Source organism: Empedobacter sp. UBA5528, from assembly GCF_002426075.1.
Taxonomy (GTDB): Bacteria; Bacteroidota; Bacteroidia; order Flavobacteriales; family Weeksellaceae; genus Empedobacter; species Empedobacter falsenii_B.
In genome coordinates, this window is the sequence record NZ_DINY01000024.1 from 1 (window position 1) to 16,499 (window position 16,499).

At 32.3% G+C, this 16,499-nt stretch carries 16 protein-coding genes; 5 read left to right on the forward strand and 11 right to left on the reverse strand.

Going from position 1 to position 16,499, the window contains the following annotated elements; translation table 11 throughout:
• Positions 1-114: 114 nt before the first annotated feature.
• Both B4L98_RS04680 and proS read right to left on the reverse strand, forming a co-directional pair.
• Positions 115-1,626 (reverse strand): T9SS type A sorting domain-containing protein, encoded by a 1,512-nt coding sequence (locus tag B4L98_RS04680; protein ID WP_286495557.1) that lies wholly within the window; start codon positions 1,624-1,626, stop codon positions 115-117.
• Positions 1,627-1,822: 196 nt separating this feature from the next.
• Positions 1,823-3,301: a proline--tRNA ligase gene (gene proS, locus B4L98_RS04685; protein ID WP_286495556.1), complete on the reverse strand. Its 1,479-nt coding sequence runs from the start codon at positions 3,299-3,301 to the stop codon at positions 1,823-1,825.
• A 103-nt stretch (positions 3,302-3,404) separates the two neighbouring features.
• Between proS and B4L98_RS04690 the strand changes: the two genes are divergently transcribed.
• Both B4L98_RS04690 and B4L98_RS04695 read left to right on the forward strand, forming a co-directional pair.
• On the forward strand, positions 3,405-4,736 hold the full coding sequence (locus tag B4L98_RS04690) for a hypothetical protein (protein WP_115001801.1): 1,332 nt from the start codon (positions 3,405-3,407) through the stop codon (positions 4,734-4,736).
• A 21-nt stretch (positions 4,737-4,757) separates the two neighbouring features.
• Complete coding sequence (locus B4L98_RS04695; protein ID WP_286495555.1) at positions 4,758-6,152, forward strand: OmpP1/FadL family transporter; 1,395 nt, start codon at positions 4,758-4,760, stop codon at positions 6,150-6,152.
• 93 nt (positions 6,153-6,245) lie between these two features.
• On the opposite strand, the gene B4L98_RS04700 is transcribed toward B4L98_RS04695, so the two are convergent.
• Complete coding sequence (locus B4L98_RS04700; protein WP_286495554.1) at positions 6,246-7,001, reverse strand: head GIN domain-containing protein; 756 nt, start codon at positions 6,999-7,001, stop codon at positions 6,246-6,248.
• Positions 7,002-7,114: 113 nt separating this feature from the next.
• On the opposite strand from B4L98_RS04700, the gene B4L98_RS04705 reads away from it, so the two are divergent.
• The 3 genes from B4L98_RS04705 (at position 7,115) to B4L98_RS04715 (ending at position 8,977) form a co-directional block, all read left to right on the forward strand.
• Positions 7,115-7,879, forward strand: coding sequence for an exodeoxyribonuclease III (locus B4L98_RS04705; RefSeq protein ID WP_286495553.1), 765 nt, complete (start codon positions 7,115-7,117; stop codon positions 7,877-7,879).
• A 10-nt stretch (positions 7,880-7,889) separates the two neighbouring features.
• Positions 7,890-8,423, forward strand: a complete 534-nt coding sequence (locus B4L98_RS04710) for a hypothetical protein (protein ID WP_038332722.1) — start codon at positions 7,890-7,892, stop codon at positions 8,421-8,423.
• Positions 8,424-8,503: 80 nt separating this feature from the next.
• The gene (locus B4L98_RS04715) at positions 8,504-8,977 is read left to right on the forward strand and encodes a GNAT family N-acetyltransferase (protein ID WP_221854535.1); all 474 of its coding nucleotides are present in this window, start codon (positions 8,504-8,506) and stop codon (positions 8,975-8,977) included.
• A 44-nt stretch (positions 8,978-9,021) separates the two neighbouring features.
• On the opposite strand, the gene B4L98_RS04720 is transcribed toward B4L98_RS04715, so the two are convergent.
• The 8 genes from B4L98_RS04720 to B4L98_RS04755 form a co-directional block, all read right to left on the reverse strand.
• The gene (locus B4L98_RS04720) at positions 9,022-9,546 is read right to left on the reverse strand and encodes a DUF4136 domain-containing protein (RefSeq protein ID WP_181816331.1); all 525 of its coding nucleotides are present in this window, start codon (positions 9,544-9,546) and stop codon (positions 9,022-9,024) included.
• A gap of 88 nt (positions 9,547-9,634) precedes the next feature.
• A complete protein-coding gene (locus B4L98_RS04725) occupies positions 9,635-10,150 on the reverse strand; it encodes an NUDIX hydrolase (RefSeq protein ID WP_115001815.1) in 516 nt (171 codons plus the stop codon).
• A 19-nt stretch (positions 10,151-10,169) separates the two neighbouring features.
• Positions 10,170-11,057 carry a site-specific tyrosine recombinase XerD gene (xerD, locus tag B4L98_RS04730; protein ID WP_291077654.1) on the reverse strand — a complete coding sequence of 296 codons (888 nt, stop codon included), beginning with the start codon at positions 11,055-11,057 and terminating at the stop codon, positions 10,170-10,172.
• A complete protein-coding gene (locus B4L98_RS04735; protein ID WP_291077656.1) occupies positions 11,058-12,641 on the reverse strand; it encodes a S41 family peptidase in 1,584 nt (527 codons plus the stop codon).
• 7 nt (positions 12,642-12,648) lie between these two features.
• Positions 12,649-13,092 (reverse strand): deoxycytidylate deaminase, encoded by a 444-nt coding sequence (locus B4L98_RS04740; RefSeq protein WP_219034393.1) that lies wholly within the window; start codon positions 13,090-13,092, stop codon positions 12,649-12,651.
• 6 nt (positions 13,093-13,098) lie between these two features.
• Positions 13,099-15,060 (reverse strand): site-specific recombinase Gcr, encoded by a 1,962-nt coding sequence (locus B4L98_RS04745; RefSeq protein WP_280049617.1) that lies wholly within the window; start codon positions 15,058-15,060, stop codon positions 13,099-13,101.
• A 108-nt stretch (positions 15,061-15,168) separates the two neighbouring features.
• Positions 15,169-15,837: a LolA family protein gene (locus tag B4L98_RS04750; protein ID WP_221627915.1), complete on the reverse strand. Its 669-nt coding sequence runs from the start codon at positions 15,835-15,837 to the stop codon at positions 15,169-15,171.
• Positions 15,838-15,916: 79 nt separating this feature from the next.
• A complete protein-coding gene (locus B4L98_RS04755; protein ID WP_038332702.1) occupies positions 15,917-16,468 on the reverse strand; it encodes an HNH endonuclease in 552 nt (183 codons plus the stop codon).
• Positions 16,469-16,499 lie beyond the last annotated feature (31 nt).

Below are 16,499 nucleotides of genomic sequence, written 5' to 3' on the forward strand. Positions count from 1 at the left end.
AAAATTCAGGGGGATATCCAGTGTAACTTCTGTACTAGGAACATAACTATTTTGCTGAGCATAAGTATAAGACAAAGCTAATAAAGCAAGTAGCACTATATTTTTCTTCATGTATTACTTTTTAATAATTTTAATAGATTCAGTTTGGTTATCGTGGTTGATTTTTAGGATATAAACTCCACTAGGATAGTTTCCTAAAGAAATTGGTGTAGAACGGTATTTCACGTCTTTTGATTGTAGATGTTGCCCTATTAAATTATAAACGTCAACAGATGCTTTTTTGAAGTCTTTATTGATTAAAATATTCACCACATCTTGGGTTGGGTTGGGATAAGCTTCTATAAATACACGTTTGATATCATCTGTATCTTTTCCTAATTTCACTAAATAAAAATCAGATTGACCTTTATTTCCTTTGGCTTGTTGTGTAGAGTTTCCAAATAGTATAATTGACCCATCACGAGTAGTGATTGCTTTTTCAAGGTAATTAAATCCTTTTTCTCCAAAAGTTTTAGACCATTTTTCTGTTCCATTTTCATCAAATGACTTTGTGATGTAATAACTTTCAATAGAAGAAGTTGTCGTTTTTTGTTGTAAAGTTGAGATTTGATTGGCTGTTAAAATAAACGTATCATTAATGGATTGAATTTCTGTGATGGATAAATCTTTTTGTTCTTCTATTTTGGTTGTTTTGTGAGGTTGAAGATTCAAATCTGTTTGAATAATTTTTGTCTGAATTTTACTCCCATTTTTTTCATTAATAGCAAACAAATAATTATTCTCTTGTTCTTGAAAAGAAATCAAAAAGTTTTCAGCATTTAAACCTAAATTATTCTCCGAAATAATTTCTCCTTTTTGATTAATTTCGACAATCCAAGTTGAATTGAATTCATGATCAATTGTTTTATTGCCACTTGCTGGAGAATTAGAATTTCCAACCAACAAAAATCCTTTTTTAGTCTCAATAACTGATTTTAATTTATCATCAAACAATCCTCCAAAGGTATTTTCCCAAAGAAGTTCTCCTTTTTCATTTAACTTGATAATGTAGTAATCATTTCCTCCAAAATGTTTACTTTTCTTTAGTTCAGAAGAAGCAGAATTGGAATTTGAAGCAATTAAATAACCTCCATCATTGGTTCTAATCACATCAACAGGAATATCATTTCCATTTCCTCCAAAAGAATTTTGCCATTGTAGTTTTCCCTGTGCATCAATTTTTATCACCCAAATATCTTCAGCTCCTTGATTATTGGATGTTTTATCTCCTGATTTTGATGATGTAGAAGCTCCTGCTAAGATATACCCTCCATCAGCAGTAGGCTTAGCCGTATATAAGAAATCTGAACCGTTTCCTCCAAATGAATTTTGCCATTCTTGCTTCCCATTTTCATCCATTTTCCAAATGAAATAATCTAAACTTCCTTGATTTTTCTTTTGGATATCTCCTGTTGCATCAGAAGCAGAACTGCCTAAAATCAAGAATCCATAATCAGGTGTAGAAATAGCATTATAAAGATATTCTGCTTGTTCTCCTCCTATAGATTTTTCCCACAACACATCTTGTTGTGCTGATAGCCCATACATAGAAAATAAACAGAATACCGACAGTAGAGTTTTTCTCATATATGTTAGTGTTAATTAGTAATCGAATATACTCCTTTTTTTGTAAATGATTGATATTTAACAAAAAATAATATTCTGCTATAGTAACTACGTTTAAAAGAATTGCACGCCAAAAAACATTAAAATAAAAAAGGAGCTAATTAATAGCTCCTCATTTATTTTGGAAAGTTTTTTTTGCTAATTATTATTTAACAAATTAATACGCTTTTGCATATAAAACTCTGTATTTTGCTGGTTTTCCAGAGAAAACATCTACTCCTTCAGTAGGCGTTTCAAAAGCTTGAGGAATACAACGAATTGTTGCTTTCGTCTCATTTTTTATAGCTTCTTCTGTTTCTTCTGTTCCGTCCCATAAAGCTGAAACAAAACCACCTTTATTTTCGATAATATCTTTGAATTCTTCAAAAGTTGTTGCTTCTGTTGTGTGAGTATCTCTAAAATCTGACGCTTTTTGGAATAAATTAGTTTGAATATCTTCTAATAATTTTTCTACTTCAGTTGATACATTATCTAAAGCGATGAATTGTTTTTCTAAAGTATCACGACGAGCAAGCTCAACATGACCTTTTTCTAAATCTTTTGGACCAATTGCGATACGTACAGGAACACCTTTCAATTCGTATTCAGCAAATTTCCAACCTGGTTTCGTTTTATCATCATCATCAAATTTGATCGAAATTCCTTTCGCTTTCAATTCAGACGAAAATTTATCCACCACTTGACGAATTTCTTCTAATTGTTCTTCTGTTTTATAAATTGGAACAACAACAACCTGAATTGGCGCTAATTTTGGAGGTAAAACTAATCCTAAATCGTCAGAATGCGTCATAATTAATGCACCCATCAAACGAGTAGAAACTCCCCAAGAAGTTGCCCAAACATATTCTTGTTTTCCTTCTTTGCTTGCGAATTTAACATCAAAAGCTTTTGCAAAGTTTTGCCCTAAAAAGTGAGAAGTTCCCGCTTGTAAAGCTTTACCATCTTGCATCAACGCTTCGATTGTATAGGTATCATCAGCACCCGCAAAACGCTCAGAATCTGACTTTCTTCCTTTTACAACTGGAATTGCCATAAAATTCTCTACAACATCCGCATATACTTCTTGCATTTGTTGCGCTTCCGCAATTGCTTCTTCTTTTGTTTCGTGAGCTGTATGCCCTTCTTGCCATAAAAACTCGGCAGTTCTCAAAAACAAACGCGTACGCATTTCCCAACGCACAACATTTGCCCATTGATTAATCAAAATTGGTAAATCGCGGTACGACTGAATCCAACCTTTGTATGTACTCCAAATAATTGCTTCTGAAGTTGGACGAACAATTAATTCTTCTTCTAATTTTGCTTCTGGATCTACAATCAACTTTCCTTTGTTATCAGGATCATTTTTCAATCGATAATGCGTTACAACCGCACACTCTTTCGCAAAACCTTCTGCATTTTTTTCTTCGGCTTCGAATAAACTTTTAGGAACAAATAAGGGGAAATAAGCATTTTGATGACCTGTTTCTTTAAATCTTTTGTCTAATTCTGCTTGTAGTTTTTCCCAAATAGCATAGCCATATGGTTTGATCACCATACACCCTCTAACCTTCGAATTCTCAGCTAAATTTGCTTTTACAACAAGCTCATTGTACCACTTAGAATAATCCTCAGCACGAGTTGTTAATTTTGCCATAATCTTTTATATTTGTTGATAAGTTTCGTATCTTTACTTGGCATTAAAATTGCCTATAAATTTATGCAAATTTAATTATTACAAACGATGTAAATTTATAATTATGAACAAAGTTTATAAAATTTCTAATAAAATTTCTGCAACTACATTAATTCTTGTGGCTGCATTAGGAATTTCATCTTGTTCGACTTATCAACCAAGTGGTTACGAAAGCGACGGAGTTTACTATAATCCGAAAACAGATAAAACCTATCAACAAGCTCAACTACAACATGGTAACGAGCAAGGAGAACAAGAAAATAAAGGGGAAATAAAAATTGGTAGTCCATACTTCGATGCAGAAGGAAATGGTGCTGAACAATTTTATTACCAAGATGATGTTGATAGCACAAATGATAATACTCAATCTAAATCAGCAACCAAAGTTAAAATTAACGGATATGGTTTAGGTGGTTACAATTATTTTGGAAACAACGACTATACATTAACTTATAACGGATCGAGTAATTATAACTGGGGACGTAATGATGGTGTAGAAATTAATATCTGGAACAACTATCCTTGGTACAGCTACGGATGGGGAGGTTTCTATAATCCATATCGTTGGGGATATTACAATCCTTGGTATGGTGGATGGTACGGAAACGGATTTGGTATTTCATTCGGATGGGGATGGAACGATCCATGGTATAATGGATATTATGGTTGGGGTTGGAATAGACCTTACTACGGTGGATATTACGGAGGTTACTACGGATGGAACAATTGGTACGGATATCCTGGTTATTATGGATATGGATATGGATACAATCGTCCAAGAGGAATTTATTCTCAACCAGGTTACAGAAATGGTGGTCGTTTAAATAACACGATTAATTCTACTCGTCCTGTTGGAAGTTTAAATGGTAGAAACAACCAAATCTCTACAGGTTTAAGACCAACTCGTGATAATACAATTAACAATACAACACGTCCAACTCGCGAAGTAAGACCAGGTGCAGACCAAAGTCAAATTAACGGAACTCGTCCTACAAGAGAGGTTAGACCTTCTGTTAATCAAGGACAGATGAATAATACACGTCCAACTCGTGAAGTAAGACCAAGTGTAGACCAAAGTCAAATTAACGGAACTCGTCCTACAAGAGAAGTTAGACCTTCAATTAATCAAGGACAAATGAACAACACGCGTCCAACTCGTGAAGTAAGACCGACACAAACACAACAGCCTACTTACAACACAAGACCGACTCGCGAAGCTCAACAATACCAACAACCAACGAGAAGCTATGAAAGAACAAATAGCATGAACAATTCTCGCCCATCATATTCTACACCTTCTCCAAGTAGAGGTAGTAGTATGAGTAGCGGAAGCATGGGAGGTGGTTCTCGCGGAAGTAGCACAGGAGGAGGCTCTCGTGGTGGAGGAAGAAGATAACTAGATTTAGATCATATAAAAATGAAAAAAATATTATTAAGCCTTTGTACCTTAGTTGGTACATTGGCTTTTGCACAACAGAACAAAGGATACGAAACTCAGTATTCTACAAATGCTATAAATTTATATTCGCAAGATATTAACAGCGGAAATGCTAAATATATTGGTGTTGGTGGAGCTGTTGGTGCATTAGGAAGTGACATTACTTCAGTCGAACAAAACCCTGCTGGATTAGGAGTAGCAATTAACTCTGATGTCCAAGTAACAGCTGGTGTTTCTACTTTTAGCAACAAAACTAATTTCGGAACAAATATCAAAGAATCTGAAAGTAATTTTGATTTCCAACAATTTGGAGGAACATTTGTTTTTGCAAATGAAGCTTCAAAATGGAATCGTTTCACAGTTGGCGTAGCTTATCTTAATCAGCGTTTAGACAATTATTCATCAATTGGAACAAATGAAGGAATTAAATTTTCTGAACCAAATGGAACTTTCAATGGTTACATTAAAGATATTGATGGATATAAATCTAAATTCTCTGTTAATTTAGGAACAAGTTATGACGACAAAGTTTATTTGGGATTTGGATTAAACTTCCACGAAACTAACTATTCTGGTTACGAACAATATGCAGAGCGTGATGACGACAATGGAAAAACCTACGTATACAATGCAGATGGAGCTCCATATAGTGAAATTGGACAAGGATTTTCTTTCTCTTTAGGTGCTATTTACAAAGTGAATCACAATGTACGTTTAGGCGCAGCCTATCATTCTCCAGTTTGGTACAATATTTCTAAAGATTTTTACTCAGCTAATTTTAACAGTGATAAAACTGCTGTAGATTCTTATTATATGTATTCTTCTGATTATGATATGACTCGTGGTGGACGTCTTGTAGGAAGTTTAGGTTTTGTTGTTGGTAAAAATTTATCTCTGGGTGCTGATTATACGTACCACATGAACAATGACACGAAACTAAAGCCTACACAATATTTTAATGGAGATAATAATTTCATCAATGATGTTGTAAAAAATTCAAGTGAAGTTAGAGTTGGTGCAGAATACCGTGTAGATCGTTTCAAAGTAAGAGCGGGTTATAATTATATAACTTCTCCTTACAAAGATTTTACGATGGATATTGCGAACGAAAACAATGTTGTGACAAATGCAGCTGTTTTATCGAAAGCATTTCAAGGAGATATCAATCGTGCAAGTTTTGGTTTAGGATATGATTTTGGTGGATTCTATATAGATGCAGCTTATCAATATCAAACGCAAAAATATCAACAATTGATTGGTGGAACAGATTATATTAATATTAATAATGAATTTGTTTCTTTACCTAATACTTATGCTCCAAAAGTTAAATTAGACAACAATTTATTCTTATTGACATTAGGTTGGCAATTCTAATAAAAAAAATAGATATAAAAAAAATCGGATGAAATTCATCCGATTTTTTTGTAGTACTAAATATTAACTTATCATAGTTTTAAACAAAAACTATTAGTTTATTCTTTTGATAGAAGACATTCCAGAAGTGCTCACTTTCGTTTTCAAACCATTTTCGTCTACATAACGAACAGAACTCGCTCCAGAACTATCAGCAGTCAAACTATTCACAGCCCAAACTGTTGTAGAACTTGCTCCTGAACAATCAACAACTACATTCGCAGCTTTCAATTCTTTTCCAATAAACGAAGAAGCTCCTGAAACTGAAATGTTTAAATCCTGTACATTTCCAGAAATTTTCATACTTGATGCACCAGAATTATCAACCGAAATAGAATTCGAAACCACATCTAATTTTAAATTACTAGCTCCTGATAAATCAACAGCCATTTTTTCTACTTTCTGCGTTGGCAAAACGGTAACACTCGTTGCACCTGATAGATCAAACGAACGTAATTTTTGATGAGGGAATTTAATTTTAATAGAAGAATTTTTCAAGTTTACGGTTCCATTAATTTTCATAACCAAAACACCATTTTTCACTTCAGTCGTGATTCTATTCATAATATTATCTGGCGCTTCAACAGAAATTTCACCATTATAATTACCATCAGAAACAGTAACACTTATTGCACTGCTTACATCAATTCCTTCAAAAGAAGATATCTTACGCATTTCTGTAATTGTATTACTACTTGCCTCTACTCGGTCTAAATAATTAGAAACTGGCGATTTAGAATTTAAATCTACCGAACAGCTCGCAAATCCTAACGAACTGAATATTAAAATTGGAAGAAAAATGTATTTCATATTGATGTCTTTTATTATTAAGACGTATTAACTTCTAAAAAGTTACAAAAAATATTCACTTTATTCAAATTTCTAAATCAATCCGTCATAAATATTTAGTAATTTCGCTAACTATGAAAATCATCAGTTACAATGTAAATGGAATTCGCGCTGCGATGACTAAAGGTTTGGTTGAATGGTTAGAAGCTGCACAACCAGATGTTTTTTGTATTCAAGAAACAAAAGCAATGCAAGAACAAGTGGACACAAAACCGTTTGAGGAATTGGGTTATCACATTTATTGGCATGCAGCGGAGAAAAAAGGATACAGTGGAGTTGCTATTTTCTCGAAAATAAAACCTAATCATGTACAAATAGGAACTGGAATAGATTATATTGACAAAGAAGGTCGCGTTTTGAGACTTGATTTTGACAATGTTTCGGTAATTAGTTTGTATTTGCCAAGTGGAACAAATATTGATCGATTAGATTTTAAATTACAATTTTGTGAAGATTTTAAAGATTACATCAAAGAACTTAAAATCTCTCATCCAAACATTGTAATTTGTGGCGATTATAACATTTGTCACGAAGCAATCGATATTCACGATCCTGTTCGTAATGCGAAAGTTTCTGGTTTTTTACCTGTCGAAAGAGAGTGGATGACTGCTTTTCTTGATGAATGTAATATGATTGATTCTTTTCGTTATTTTGTAAAAGAACCTCATCATTACTCATGGTGGTCTTATCGTGCAAATGCGCGCAACAATAACAAAGGTTGGAGAATCGATTACAATATGGTGAGTAATACATTAGAAAAAAATATGACGCGTGCAACGATTTTACCAGATGCAAAGCACTCAGATCATTGTCCTGTTTTATTAGAATTAGACGTTTAAGATTATATAAATGAAAAAAATTGTACTTTGTTGTTTAACACTTTTTGCAATTGCAAGTTGCGTTCCTCAGAAACAACACCAAGAATTGGAAGCTAATTATTACAGAGCTTTAGACGATCAATCAAATACATCTAAAGATTTGACATTAGCTAATTTGAAAATCGAAACTCTTGAAAAAGATTTAGCAAAAGCTAAAAGCGAATTATACATCAAAGATACAGCTTTGACAAATGCGCAAGCTATGATTAGAATGGCTCAAAAAGAACATGATACTAATTTGCAAGAATTGTATTCTGCATTGAATAGTTCTGGAGAAAAATCAAAACTTTTCTATACTCAATTAAACGAAAAAGAAAAGCAAGTTGCAGAATTAACTCAAAAAGTAAAAGATTTAGATGCTAAGATTGATCAAAAAGATACAGAAATCTTCAATCTAAAAAGACAAATCTTAACACAAGAGATTAACCAAAAGGTTTCGGAAGCAACAGCTACGCCTCCTAAAACAACAACTCCAGCAAAACCAAAAACAACAACAAAAAAGTAAATATAAAAGTCTTATCATAATTGGTAAGACTTTTTTTATTCTTTAAATCGAAGTAACTTTGCAAGAACTAAAAAGTTTTAATGAAAGTTATTTGCGAAACAAAAAGTTTGGTCTTACGAGAGTTTTTTGAGATTGATGCATTCGAATTATTTCAATTAAATTCTGACAAAGAATTGATGAAAATCGTCAACGAAAAACCGTATAAATCTGAAGACGAAGCGAAGTTTTTTATCGAAAATATGGAGAAACATTACCAAGAATATGGTTTTGGTCTTTGGGGTGTTCACGAGAAAAAAAGCGGACGATTTGTTGGTTGGGGAGGTTTGCGCCAAACAAAATACGGCGCAGTTATCAACATTCGTCTGAAACGCAAATTTCAGAACAAAGGTTACGGAACAGAAGTTTTGAATGCAATTGTTGATTACGCAAAAAATGAATTGAAATTAGATAAAATTGCTGCAAAAGCAAATGTAAATCAACCCGAAACGTTGAAACTTTTACAAAAATCTAAACTTCAACAATCAGAAGAAAACGAATTAATTTTTAAATTATAAAAAACAAAAAAGCCTTGAGATATTTATTTCTCAAGGCTTTTTTATTATTTCTTTTTAGGTGGAAATTTTTGTAGCAATTTCGTTACACCTTTCTGAATATTTGCTGCACGAACTTCTGGCGAAGCTTTCAAGGGCATTTGAATTTTCAAGGTTCCTTCCCAAACTAATCTTCCCTCATCCTTCATCGAAATCGTATAATTTTGATTTAATTTTTGAGACATAATCGGAATTCCAACCGAAACTCCACCTCCAAAACCATAACCGCCCGTTCCCATTCCAATTCCTACATTAGAGTTTTGTTGTTTTGAAACATATTCTTCTGGCTTCACGTCTAATGTTAAACTTCCATCATTCGATTTCTGAAAACCTCTGTACAACATTCCTTTTTCAATCGACGAATATAATCTGGCAGAATCTAAATCATTCAAACCTAAATTTCCCGTTTGTGTAAAAGAATACGTTCTATTTGTTTCAAAATCAAAATCTCGGTCATAATCTACCGCTATATTTTGCGTGCTACATGAAACAATTGTTAAAAATAACGCGCTTAGTAAAAGTATTTTTTTCATTGTTTTAATTTTTAAGATGAGTACCTGAAACAAGTTCAGGTTGGCATACAGGTCATATTGAACTCGCTTCAACATCGCATCACATTAGTTATTTCAAAGAAGTAATATAAATTTCCACCACTTTTCTTAACGAATCAAAACCAATTTCATCTAAATTAATTTCGTTGATAGAAACCCATTTTACTTCTGCTATTTCATCTTTTTCAAGCGTAATTTCTTCGTCTGGAAAATCAGCAATAAACGCTAAATCACACGTTTTATATGGAACTTCTTTGTACTCGTATGTATTAGGTTGAGAAAGAAAATACTTGAAATTCTCTAAAGGAATTTTAATTCCTAATTCTTCCTCAATCTCTCGTTGACAGGTCCTTTCTGCCGATTCATTTGGATCTGTAAAACCTCCAGCCAAATCTAACATTCCTTTCTTTGGTTCTCTATTTCGAACTGTAAAAAGAATTTTATCTTCTTTTTTTAGAATAACCGCCACAGCAGCTGCCACATTTTGATAATAAACCAAATCACAATTGTTGCACGACATTTTTCTAAAATCAAAATGATCGATAGAATGTCCACAATTTGGACAAAATTTAAACGATTTTATCATCTTTTTAGGTTAATGATTATTATTTATTTCTTGGATGAAATTTGATAATCGCATCTCGAATAAATTCTTGATCAACATGCGTATAAATTTCAGTCGTCGTAATACTTTCGTGTCCCAACATTAACTGAATTGCACGAAGATCTGCTCCATTTTTCAATAAATGAGTCGCAAAAGAATGGCGAAACGTATGCGGACTTATTGTTTTTTTAACTCCAGCAATTATCGATAATTCTTTAACGATTGTAAAAATCATCACACGTGTAAGGTTTTTACCTCGTCTATTTAAGAACAAAAAATCTTCGAAACCAGCTTGTATAGGAAAATGAATACGAATACTTTCTTTGTACAAGTTAATATATTTTATCGTATAATCGCTAATCGGAACAAGTCTTTGTTTGTTTCCTTTCCCAATGACACGAATAAAACCATCATCAAAAAAAAGATCAGAAATTTTGAGATTTATCAATTCCGAAACACGCAAACCACAACCATAAAGCACTTCTATAATCGCACGATTTCGCTGTTCTTCTGGTTTTGATAAATCAATTACTTCAATCATTTTATCAATTTCTTTTTCAGAAAGTACATCAGGAAGTTTCATCCCAATTTTTGGAGTTTCAAGTAAAGAAGTCGGATTATCTTCTCTAAAATCTTCGAGTTGTAAGTATCCAAAAAAGCTTTTCAAGCCAGAAATAACACGCGCTTGCGAACGCACGCTATATTCGCTCGATGCAAAATCGTGTACAAAATCCCTCAAATCATCTTGCGAATAATCTAAAGGTTGTTTATCAGAATAATTAATTAATTTTTGAATATCGCGTAGATAACCTTCAATTGTATTAGCAGAAACTCTTTTTTCTAATTTCAGATACATTTGATAGTCATACAAAGCATCTTTCCACAGCATTTACTTCGTTATTTTTTCAAGTTCAAAAATACGCTTTATCATTTCATCTTCGGGCATCCAAACTTGATAAAATGCACGCGAACCATATAAAGTTCCAGCAATTGTGGCTTTCATGTAGTTATCAACAGTTGTTGAAAAGACAGGGTTAAACTCATTTGAAGGAATTCCTAAAACACCTAAAAACTCATTTCTATACATTCCAGCACTGAAATATTTCAGATAAATTGCTTCGTTATGAAACATGAAAAAATCGTGAATTGAATAAATTTTCTTGAATAAAAAATCATTAAAATAATTTGCATCTTGATTATAATACAACCAGTTCGAAACCGAATTTGTATCTAATGCAACAAACTCATCAGGAATAATTCCACCACCGCCGTAGACTTTTTTACCTGAAGGCGCCGTAAACTCTAAATCTTTATTAATTTTAATTGAATCTTTACTATATAATTCACCTGATTTTAATCGTTTATATAAATCGTCACTGTATTTTGCTGTTTTTTTATCAAATGGTTTTTGAATAGATCGACCAGAAGGCGTGTAATAATTCGCAACAGTCAAACGAACTTTGGTATCATCGCCTAAATTAATTTCGCGTTGTACCAAACCTTTACCAAACGAACGACGACCAACGATAATTCCGCGTCCATAATCTTGTAACGCTCCCGCAACAATCTCACTCGAAGAAGCAGAATTTTCGTCCATTAAGACATAAATTTTTCCTTGTTCGAAAAGACCTTTATTTGTAGCGTAAATATATTTTTTACGTTTTTGTTTGTCTTGTGTGTAAACTATCAATTCGTTTTTCGTCAAAAATTCATCTGCAATTTCTTCTGCAATATGCATGATTCCTCCAGGATTTCCGCGTAAATCGAACACCAAAGTTTTCATGCCTTGATCCAATAAATTTTGTAAACCTTCGTGAACTTCATTTGCAGAATTTTCAGAAAAACGAGTCAATTTAAGATAACCAATATCTTTCGTTAACATATGTTTTCCAGTAACCGTAGGAATTGGAACAATAGTTCGATTTAGCGTAACAGAAACTGGTTTTCGATCGCGAATAACAGATAGTTTAACTTCCGATCCTTTCTTACCTTTCAATAAACCTTCTATTGTTTTATTATCTTTTGCAACCAAAGATTGATTATCTACATCAACTAATTGATCTCCAAACTCTAGTTTACCATAATTTTTCGTTCCAGGTAATGTACGTTCAACAACAATGGTGTCATTCATTGTACGAAATTGAATACCAATTCCAACAAATTCACCTTTCAATTGTTCTTCTGCCTTTTGTACAGAAGCTTTGTCGATATATGTACTATGTGGATCTAGCTTGGCAACCATATAATGAATCGCATCATCAACCAAACTATCCGAATTAACATCGTTCACATATTCATTGTCAATCAAAGAAACTAATCGACGAATTTTTTGTTCGTTATCCGAATATTGCAAACCTACAATATCCTTGTTTTCATCGAACGCAAAGTCGTATTTTTTCCCAACCATAAAACCGATTAAGAAAATAATCATCACAACTAATACGATATTAATAACCTTGAAAAAACTTCTCATTGAAATGTTAACTGTATAATTCTTCTTCCGTAATTTGTCGAATTGTAATTCCTGATTTTTCTAAAAACTCTAACCCAGAAAGATCTTTGTATTGTTGAATGTAAACGATGCGCTTTATACCTGCTTGCAAAATAAGTTTGCTACAATCTGTACAAGGCGAAAGTGTAATATACAATGTCGCTCCTTCTGCAGATTGTGTAGACGTTGCACATTTTAGAATTGCATTTGCTTCGGCGTGCAAAACATGCCATTTTGTATTCCCTGCTTCGTCCTCGCATTTGTTCTCAAAACCACTTGGCGTACCATTGTAACCATCAGAAATAATCATTCGATTTTTAACAATAATTGCACCAACTTTTTTGCGTTCACAATAGGATAGATTCGCCCATTCAAAAGCCATTTTAAGATAAGCTTTATCGTAACGTAATTGTTTTTCAAAGTTTGTTTCCATTTCTAACTAAGCTTCTTCTTTGTTTTTTGTCCATAAAGGCGGAATAAAAAATGGTAATGGGTTTCGGAAAAATGCTTTTAATGTATGTGAAATCATCGTAAAAATCTTATAAAAAGGAATATTATTAGATCGCATTGCCATTAATAATGATAAGATAAAACTAACTAAGAAGTTGCTCCAACCAACCATGAAAATTGCAATAAAACCTATAATCATTGGTCCAATATCAAAATGATAGCCCATTCCTCCAATACCAATCGCGAAGTTTCCTGAAACGAAAGTAATGTGTCGAATATCGAAAGGTTGACCTGTAAAATCGCCAATCAAAAAGGCACATCCCATCATAAAACCGAATGCAACATTACCGACAACTCCTCCCATATTTTTCTCAAACCAATTCGAAATTCTTCTTCTTCTACGTTCTGAAAATGATTTCTTCAGAATTGGATGATTATAAATACGTTCTGGAATATTATGAAAACGTTGATTATTAATTGTAATTCCAGAAATTAATCCTGAAAGGAATAAGAAGACTCCAGCAATTGCTCCGAAGTAAAAAATATGCCAATCCATTATCACTACTTCTTCCCAATAATGATACGCTTTAGAATATTTTAAAACTTCTAATCCTAAGATTTCGTTGAGTAAATAAAATATTCCTAATGAAACCACAAAACCTGCAACAACATTTCCTAAAAAAGCAATCATTTGGCTTCTTACTAATTGCGCAAATAAAGTTGTAAAATCTTTCACATTCAGTTCAGAACCTGAAGTCGGCACAAGCGAACGAGCTAAACGAGCCGCAGTCATAGAAGGCTGTTTTGTAGCAAGTGTCATATGTGTCAAATAAATCGTACAGAAACCAACAGCGTAATTAATACTAAAGAAAAACGCTTTAAACAGTGGCGATGTATCATGTATATTTCCAATTCCGGTTTTGATAAAACACAAAAAAGAAACAATAAAACCACCTCCACAAGCTGTCCAAAACATCTTATTATACTCTTTGGCTGTCTGCGTAATATATTTTTCCCCCGTTTTACCATTATGATAAGTAACTAAGAAAGTGATTAAATAAACCGTAGAACCTAACTGATTACTCATAAAATTCTTTGGTGCATAAAATTCAACCCATTTCTTTGTTGCAAGACTATAGAAAGAAATTATTCCATGTAATCTTAGTTCATTATAACTATTTAAAATTGTTTGTAAACGAACCAATTGTTGTTGCAAACGATTGATTTTTGATGCAACTTTCAATGAAATTCCTTTGTAATCTTTTTGCGTTAAAATATCATTTAACAAATGTTTACACTTAGAAATACTTTCTTTAATCTCTAACATATCAAATCCAGCTTGCGGATTTTCGATAATGTTACTAATCTGCATCGAAAGTTTAGAGAATGGATTATCAAGATAATTAACCTCGTTACTGTAACGCATCATTTCTTTGTCCGAAAACCCACCAGTAATACGAACCGTCAAAATAGAAATTGCTTGTAAAAGCTGATTCTGAATATTGTTAACGTTTCCTTTAAAATTATCTGGTTCGATATCTTGATACAATACTTCGAAAAATTTTCGCCAACGATCTCTTGGAATAATTCGGATTGCTGATAAGTTTTTCGAATTATAAAAAATCTCATTTACCACAGAAGTTAATTCATTATTATCTTCGATATCTGGTAAAAGAGAATCCATTATTTTCTTTCGAAAAATGGATAATAAATTATCTTCCAGATGAATTCCACTATCTACTAAATAGCTAACAAAATTGATTTTCCCGAATGTATTTTGAAGTTCTTCGCGAAAAATTAATCGATATGTAGGGTTATTTTGAAGTTTAGAAATTAGATCATCTATAAAAGAAATTGAATCTGGATAATCTTTTCTTGCTTTCTCTAATAATCTTAGAAAAAAGCTCTTCTCGTATTTTTTATTTTGATCAAATATAGAGTCTAAAGCCATATTTTAATTTCTTCATTCAGAGTACAAAAGTAAAAAACTTATACTACCTAAGCAGTATAAATCAACAGAAATAAAAAAGTGATTCTTGATGAACCACTTTTTATATATTTAGAATTTAAAATTTTTCTTATCTATTGCTGGGTTGATTTTTATGTCATTAAATTTAATCACATATTCTCCTCCATCAACTGGTTTTCCTACCACTTTTGTGGCAAAAGATAATCCGTTATACGTCTTGAAATTAGAGTAATAAAGTGTTTCGTCTTTATTTTTTTCCATTACAATTTCGTACGAATTTTTATCAAAACAATATATTGTAGAATTTGTATTTTTTGTTAATTCTATTTTGTAACAGCTATTATTTTGATCGTATTTATCTACACCTAAGTATTTTACTTTAAATCCTTTTTGTTTATATTTCAAAATATCCGAATCAAAAGAGTCTGGTTTATAATCTTTTACAGCTACATTTTTCTTAGCAACTTCACTGTATGTCCATCCCATTCTACCATCATATCCTTCGTTCAAGATTTCTTTTCCATTCATCACAAACACTACTTTTTTGTTGTAAGGGCGTTGATGATAAACAATCATTGGATAAGAATCTCCAACATTTATAATGGCTTCTCCTTTTAGGATAATACTGTTCAAATTATTCCAAGCTGCTTCACCTCCTGTTTTTTGAATATGAGTTTCGATTATTTTCTCTGCATTTTGTGCAAATGTAGTCACAGAAAATAATGAAATCATAAGCGCGCTAAACGTCAATTTCGACATAAGAACTTTTTTAATTTTTAACAATCTGTCGAACAAGATATAAAAACTAATTTAAAGTTCTGTAAAGAAATATTGTCTTTTAGTCTTTTTTAACTTCTATATGAGCCCAATTTTCACCTCTTAAAATACGGTAAACCTGACCTTGAGAAATATTAAATTGTTTTGCTAGTGTAGAAATTTTTGTTTTTCTATTTGGATCAATTAATTTCTTTTTCAGACGAATAACTTGTGCTTCTGTCAACTTACTATTTGGAATACTGTCTAAACGAGAACGTCCTTTCATCATTCTAAATAAATCCTTGTTGTGCTCTTTCCATTCGTCCAATGTTGCCCATTTCAAATTATCCATTGCGTTGTTTAATTTGTTATGATCCAAATGCACTACATATTCTTTATTGTCTTTATTTGGTAAAAAAGTTTCGGCAACCATTTTATGTACATATTTAGCTGTACGTTTTCCGTCTGCTTTTGTTACCCAAATCGCACGATAACCATTGTTAATCGCTCCTTCTAAGATTTTGTATTTATCTTGTCCTGTGTATAATTTTTTTACAAGACCATCTTTTGAAACTAAAAAGGATCTTTTTTCAATTAATCCTTCTGCTTCGTATTCTTTCCATGAATCACTCATAATCACTATTTTACTTATTTACTCCATTTTA

What these genes read in the sequence shown, in the direction of transcription:
- B4L98_RS04725 (WP_115001815.1), bottom strand. Translation starts at nt 10,150, where the DNA reads ATGATAAAATCGTTTAAATTTTGTCCAAATTGTGGACATTCTATCGAT.
- B4L98_RS04740 (WP_219034393.1), bottom strand. Translation starts at nt 13,092, where the DNA reads ATGGAAACAAACTTTGAAAAACAATTACGTTACGATAAAGCTTATCTT.
- B4L98_RS04710 (WP_038332722.1), top strand. Translation starts at nt 7,890, where the DNA reads ATGAAAAAAATTGTACTTTGTTGTTTAACACTTTTTGCAATTGCAAGT.
- B4L98_RS04735 (WP_291077656.1), bottom strand. Translation starts at nt 12,641, where the DNA reads ATGAGAAGTTTTTTCAAGGTTATTAATATCGTATTAGTTGTGATGATT.
- xerD (WP_291077654.1), bottom strand. Translation starts at nt 11,057, where the DNA reads ATGCTGTGGAAAGATGCTTTGTATGACTATCAAATGTATCTGAAATTA.
- B4L98_RS04695 (WP_286495555.1), top strand. Translation starts at nt 4,758, where the DNA reads ATGAAAAAAATATTATTAAGCCTTTGTACCTTAGTTGGTACATTGGCT.
- B4L98_RS04700 (WP_286495554.1), bottom strand. Translation starts at nt 7,001, where the DNA reads ATGAAATACATTTTTCTTCCAATTTTAATATTCAGTTCGTTAGGATTT.
- B4L98_RS04745 (WP_280049617.1), bottom strand. Translation starts at nt 15,060, where the DNA reads ATGGCTTTAGACTCTATATTTGATCAAAATAAAAAATACGAGAAGAGC.
- B4L98_RS04690 (WP_115001801.1), top strand. Translation starts at nt 3,405, where the DNA reads ATGAACAAAGTTTATAAAATTTCTAATAAAATTTCTGCAACTACATTA.
- B4L98_RS04755 (WP_038332702.1), bottom strand. Translation starts at nt 16,468, where the DNA reads ATGAGTGATTCATGGAAAGAATACGAAGCAGAAGGATTAATTGAAAAA.
- B4L98_RS04720 (WP_181816331.1), bottom strand. Translation starts at nt 9,546, where the DNA reads ATGAAAAAAATACTTTTACTAAGCGCGTTATTTTTAACAATTGTTTCA.
- B4L98_RS04750 (WP_221627915.1), bottom strand. Translation starts at nt 15,837, where the DNA reads ATGTCGAAATTGACGTTTAGCGCGCTTATGATTTCATTATTTTCTGTG.
- B4L98_RS04680 (WP_286495557.1), bottom strand. Translation starts at nt 1,626, where the DNA reads ATGAGAAAAACTCTACTGTCGGTATTCTGTTTATTTTCTATGTATGGG.
- proS (WP_286495556.1), bottom strand. Translation starts at nt 3,301, where the DNA reads ATGGCAAAATTAACAACTCGTGCTGAGGATTATTCTAAGTGGTACAAT.
- B4L98_RS04705 (WP_286495553.1), top strand. Translation starts at nt 7,115, where the DNA reads ATGAAAATCATCAGTTACAATGTAAATGGAATTCGCGCTGCGATGACT.
- B4L98_RS04715 (WP_221854535.1), top strand. Translation starts at nt 8,504, where the DNA reads ATGAAAGTTATTTGCGAAACAAAAAGTTTGGTCTTACGAGAGTTTTTT.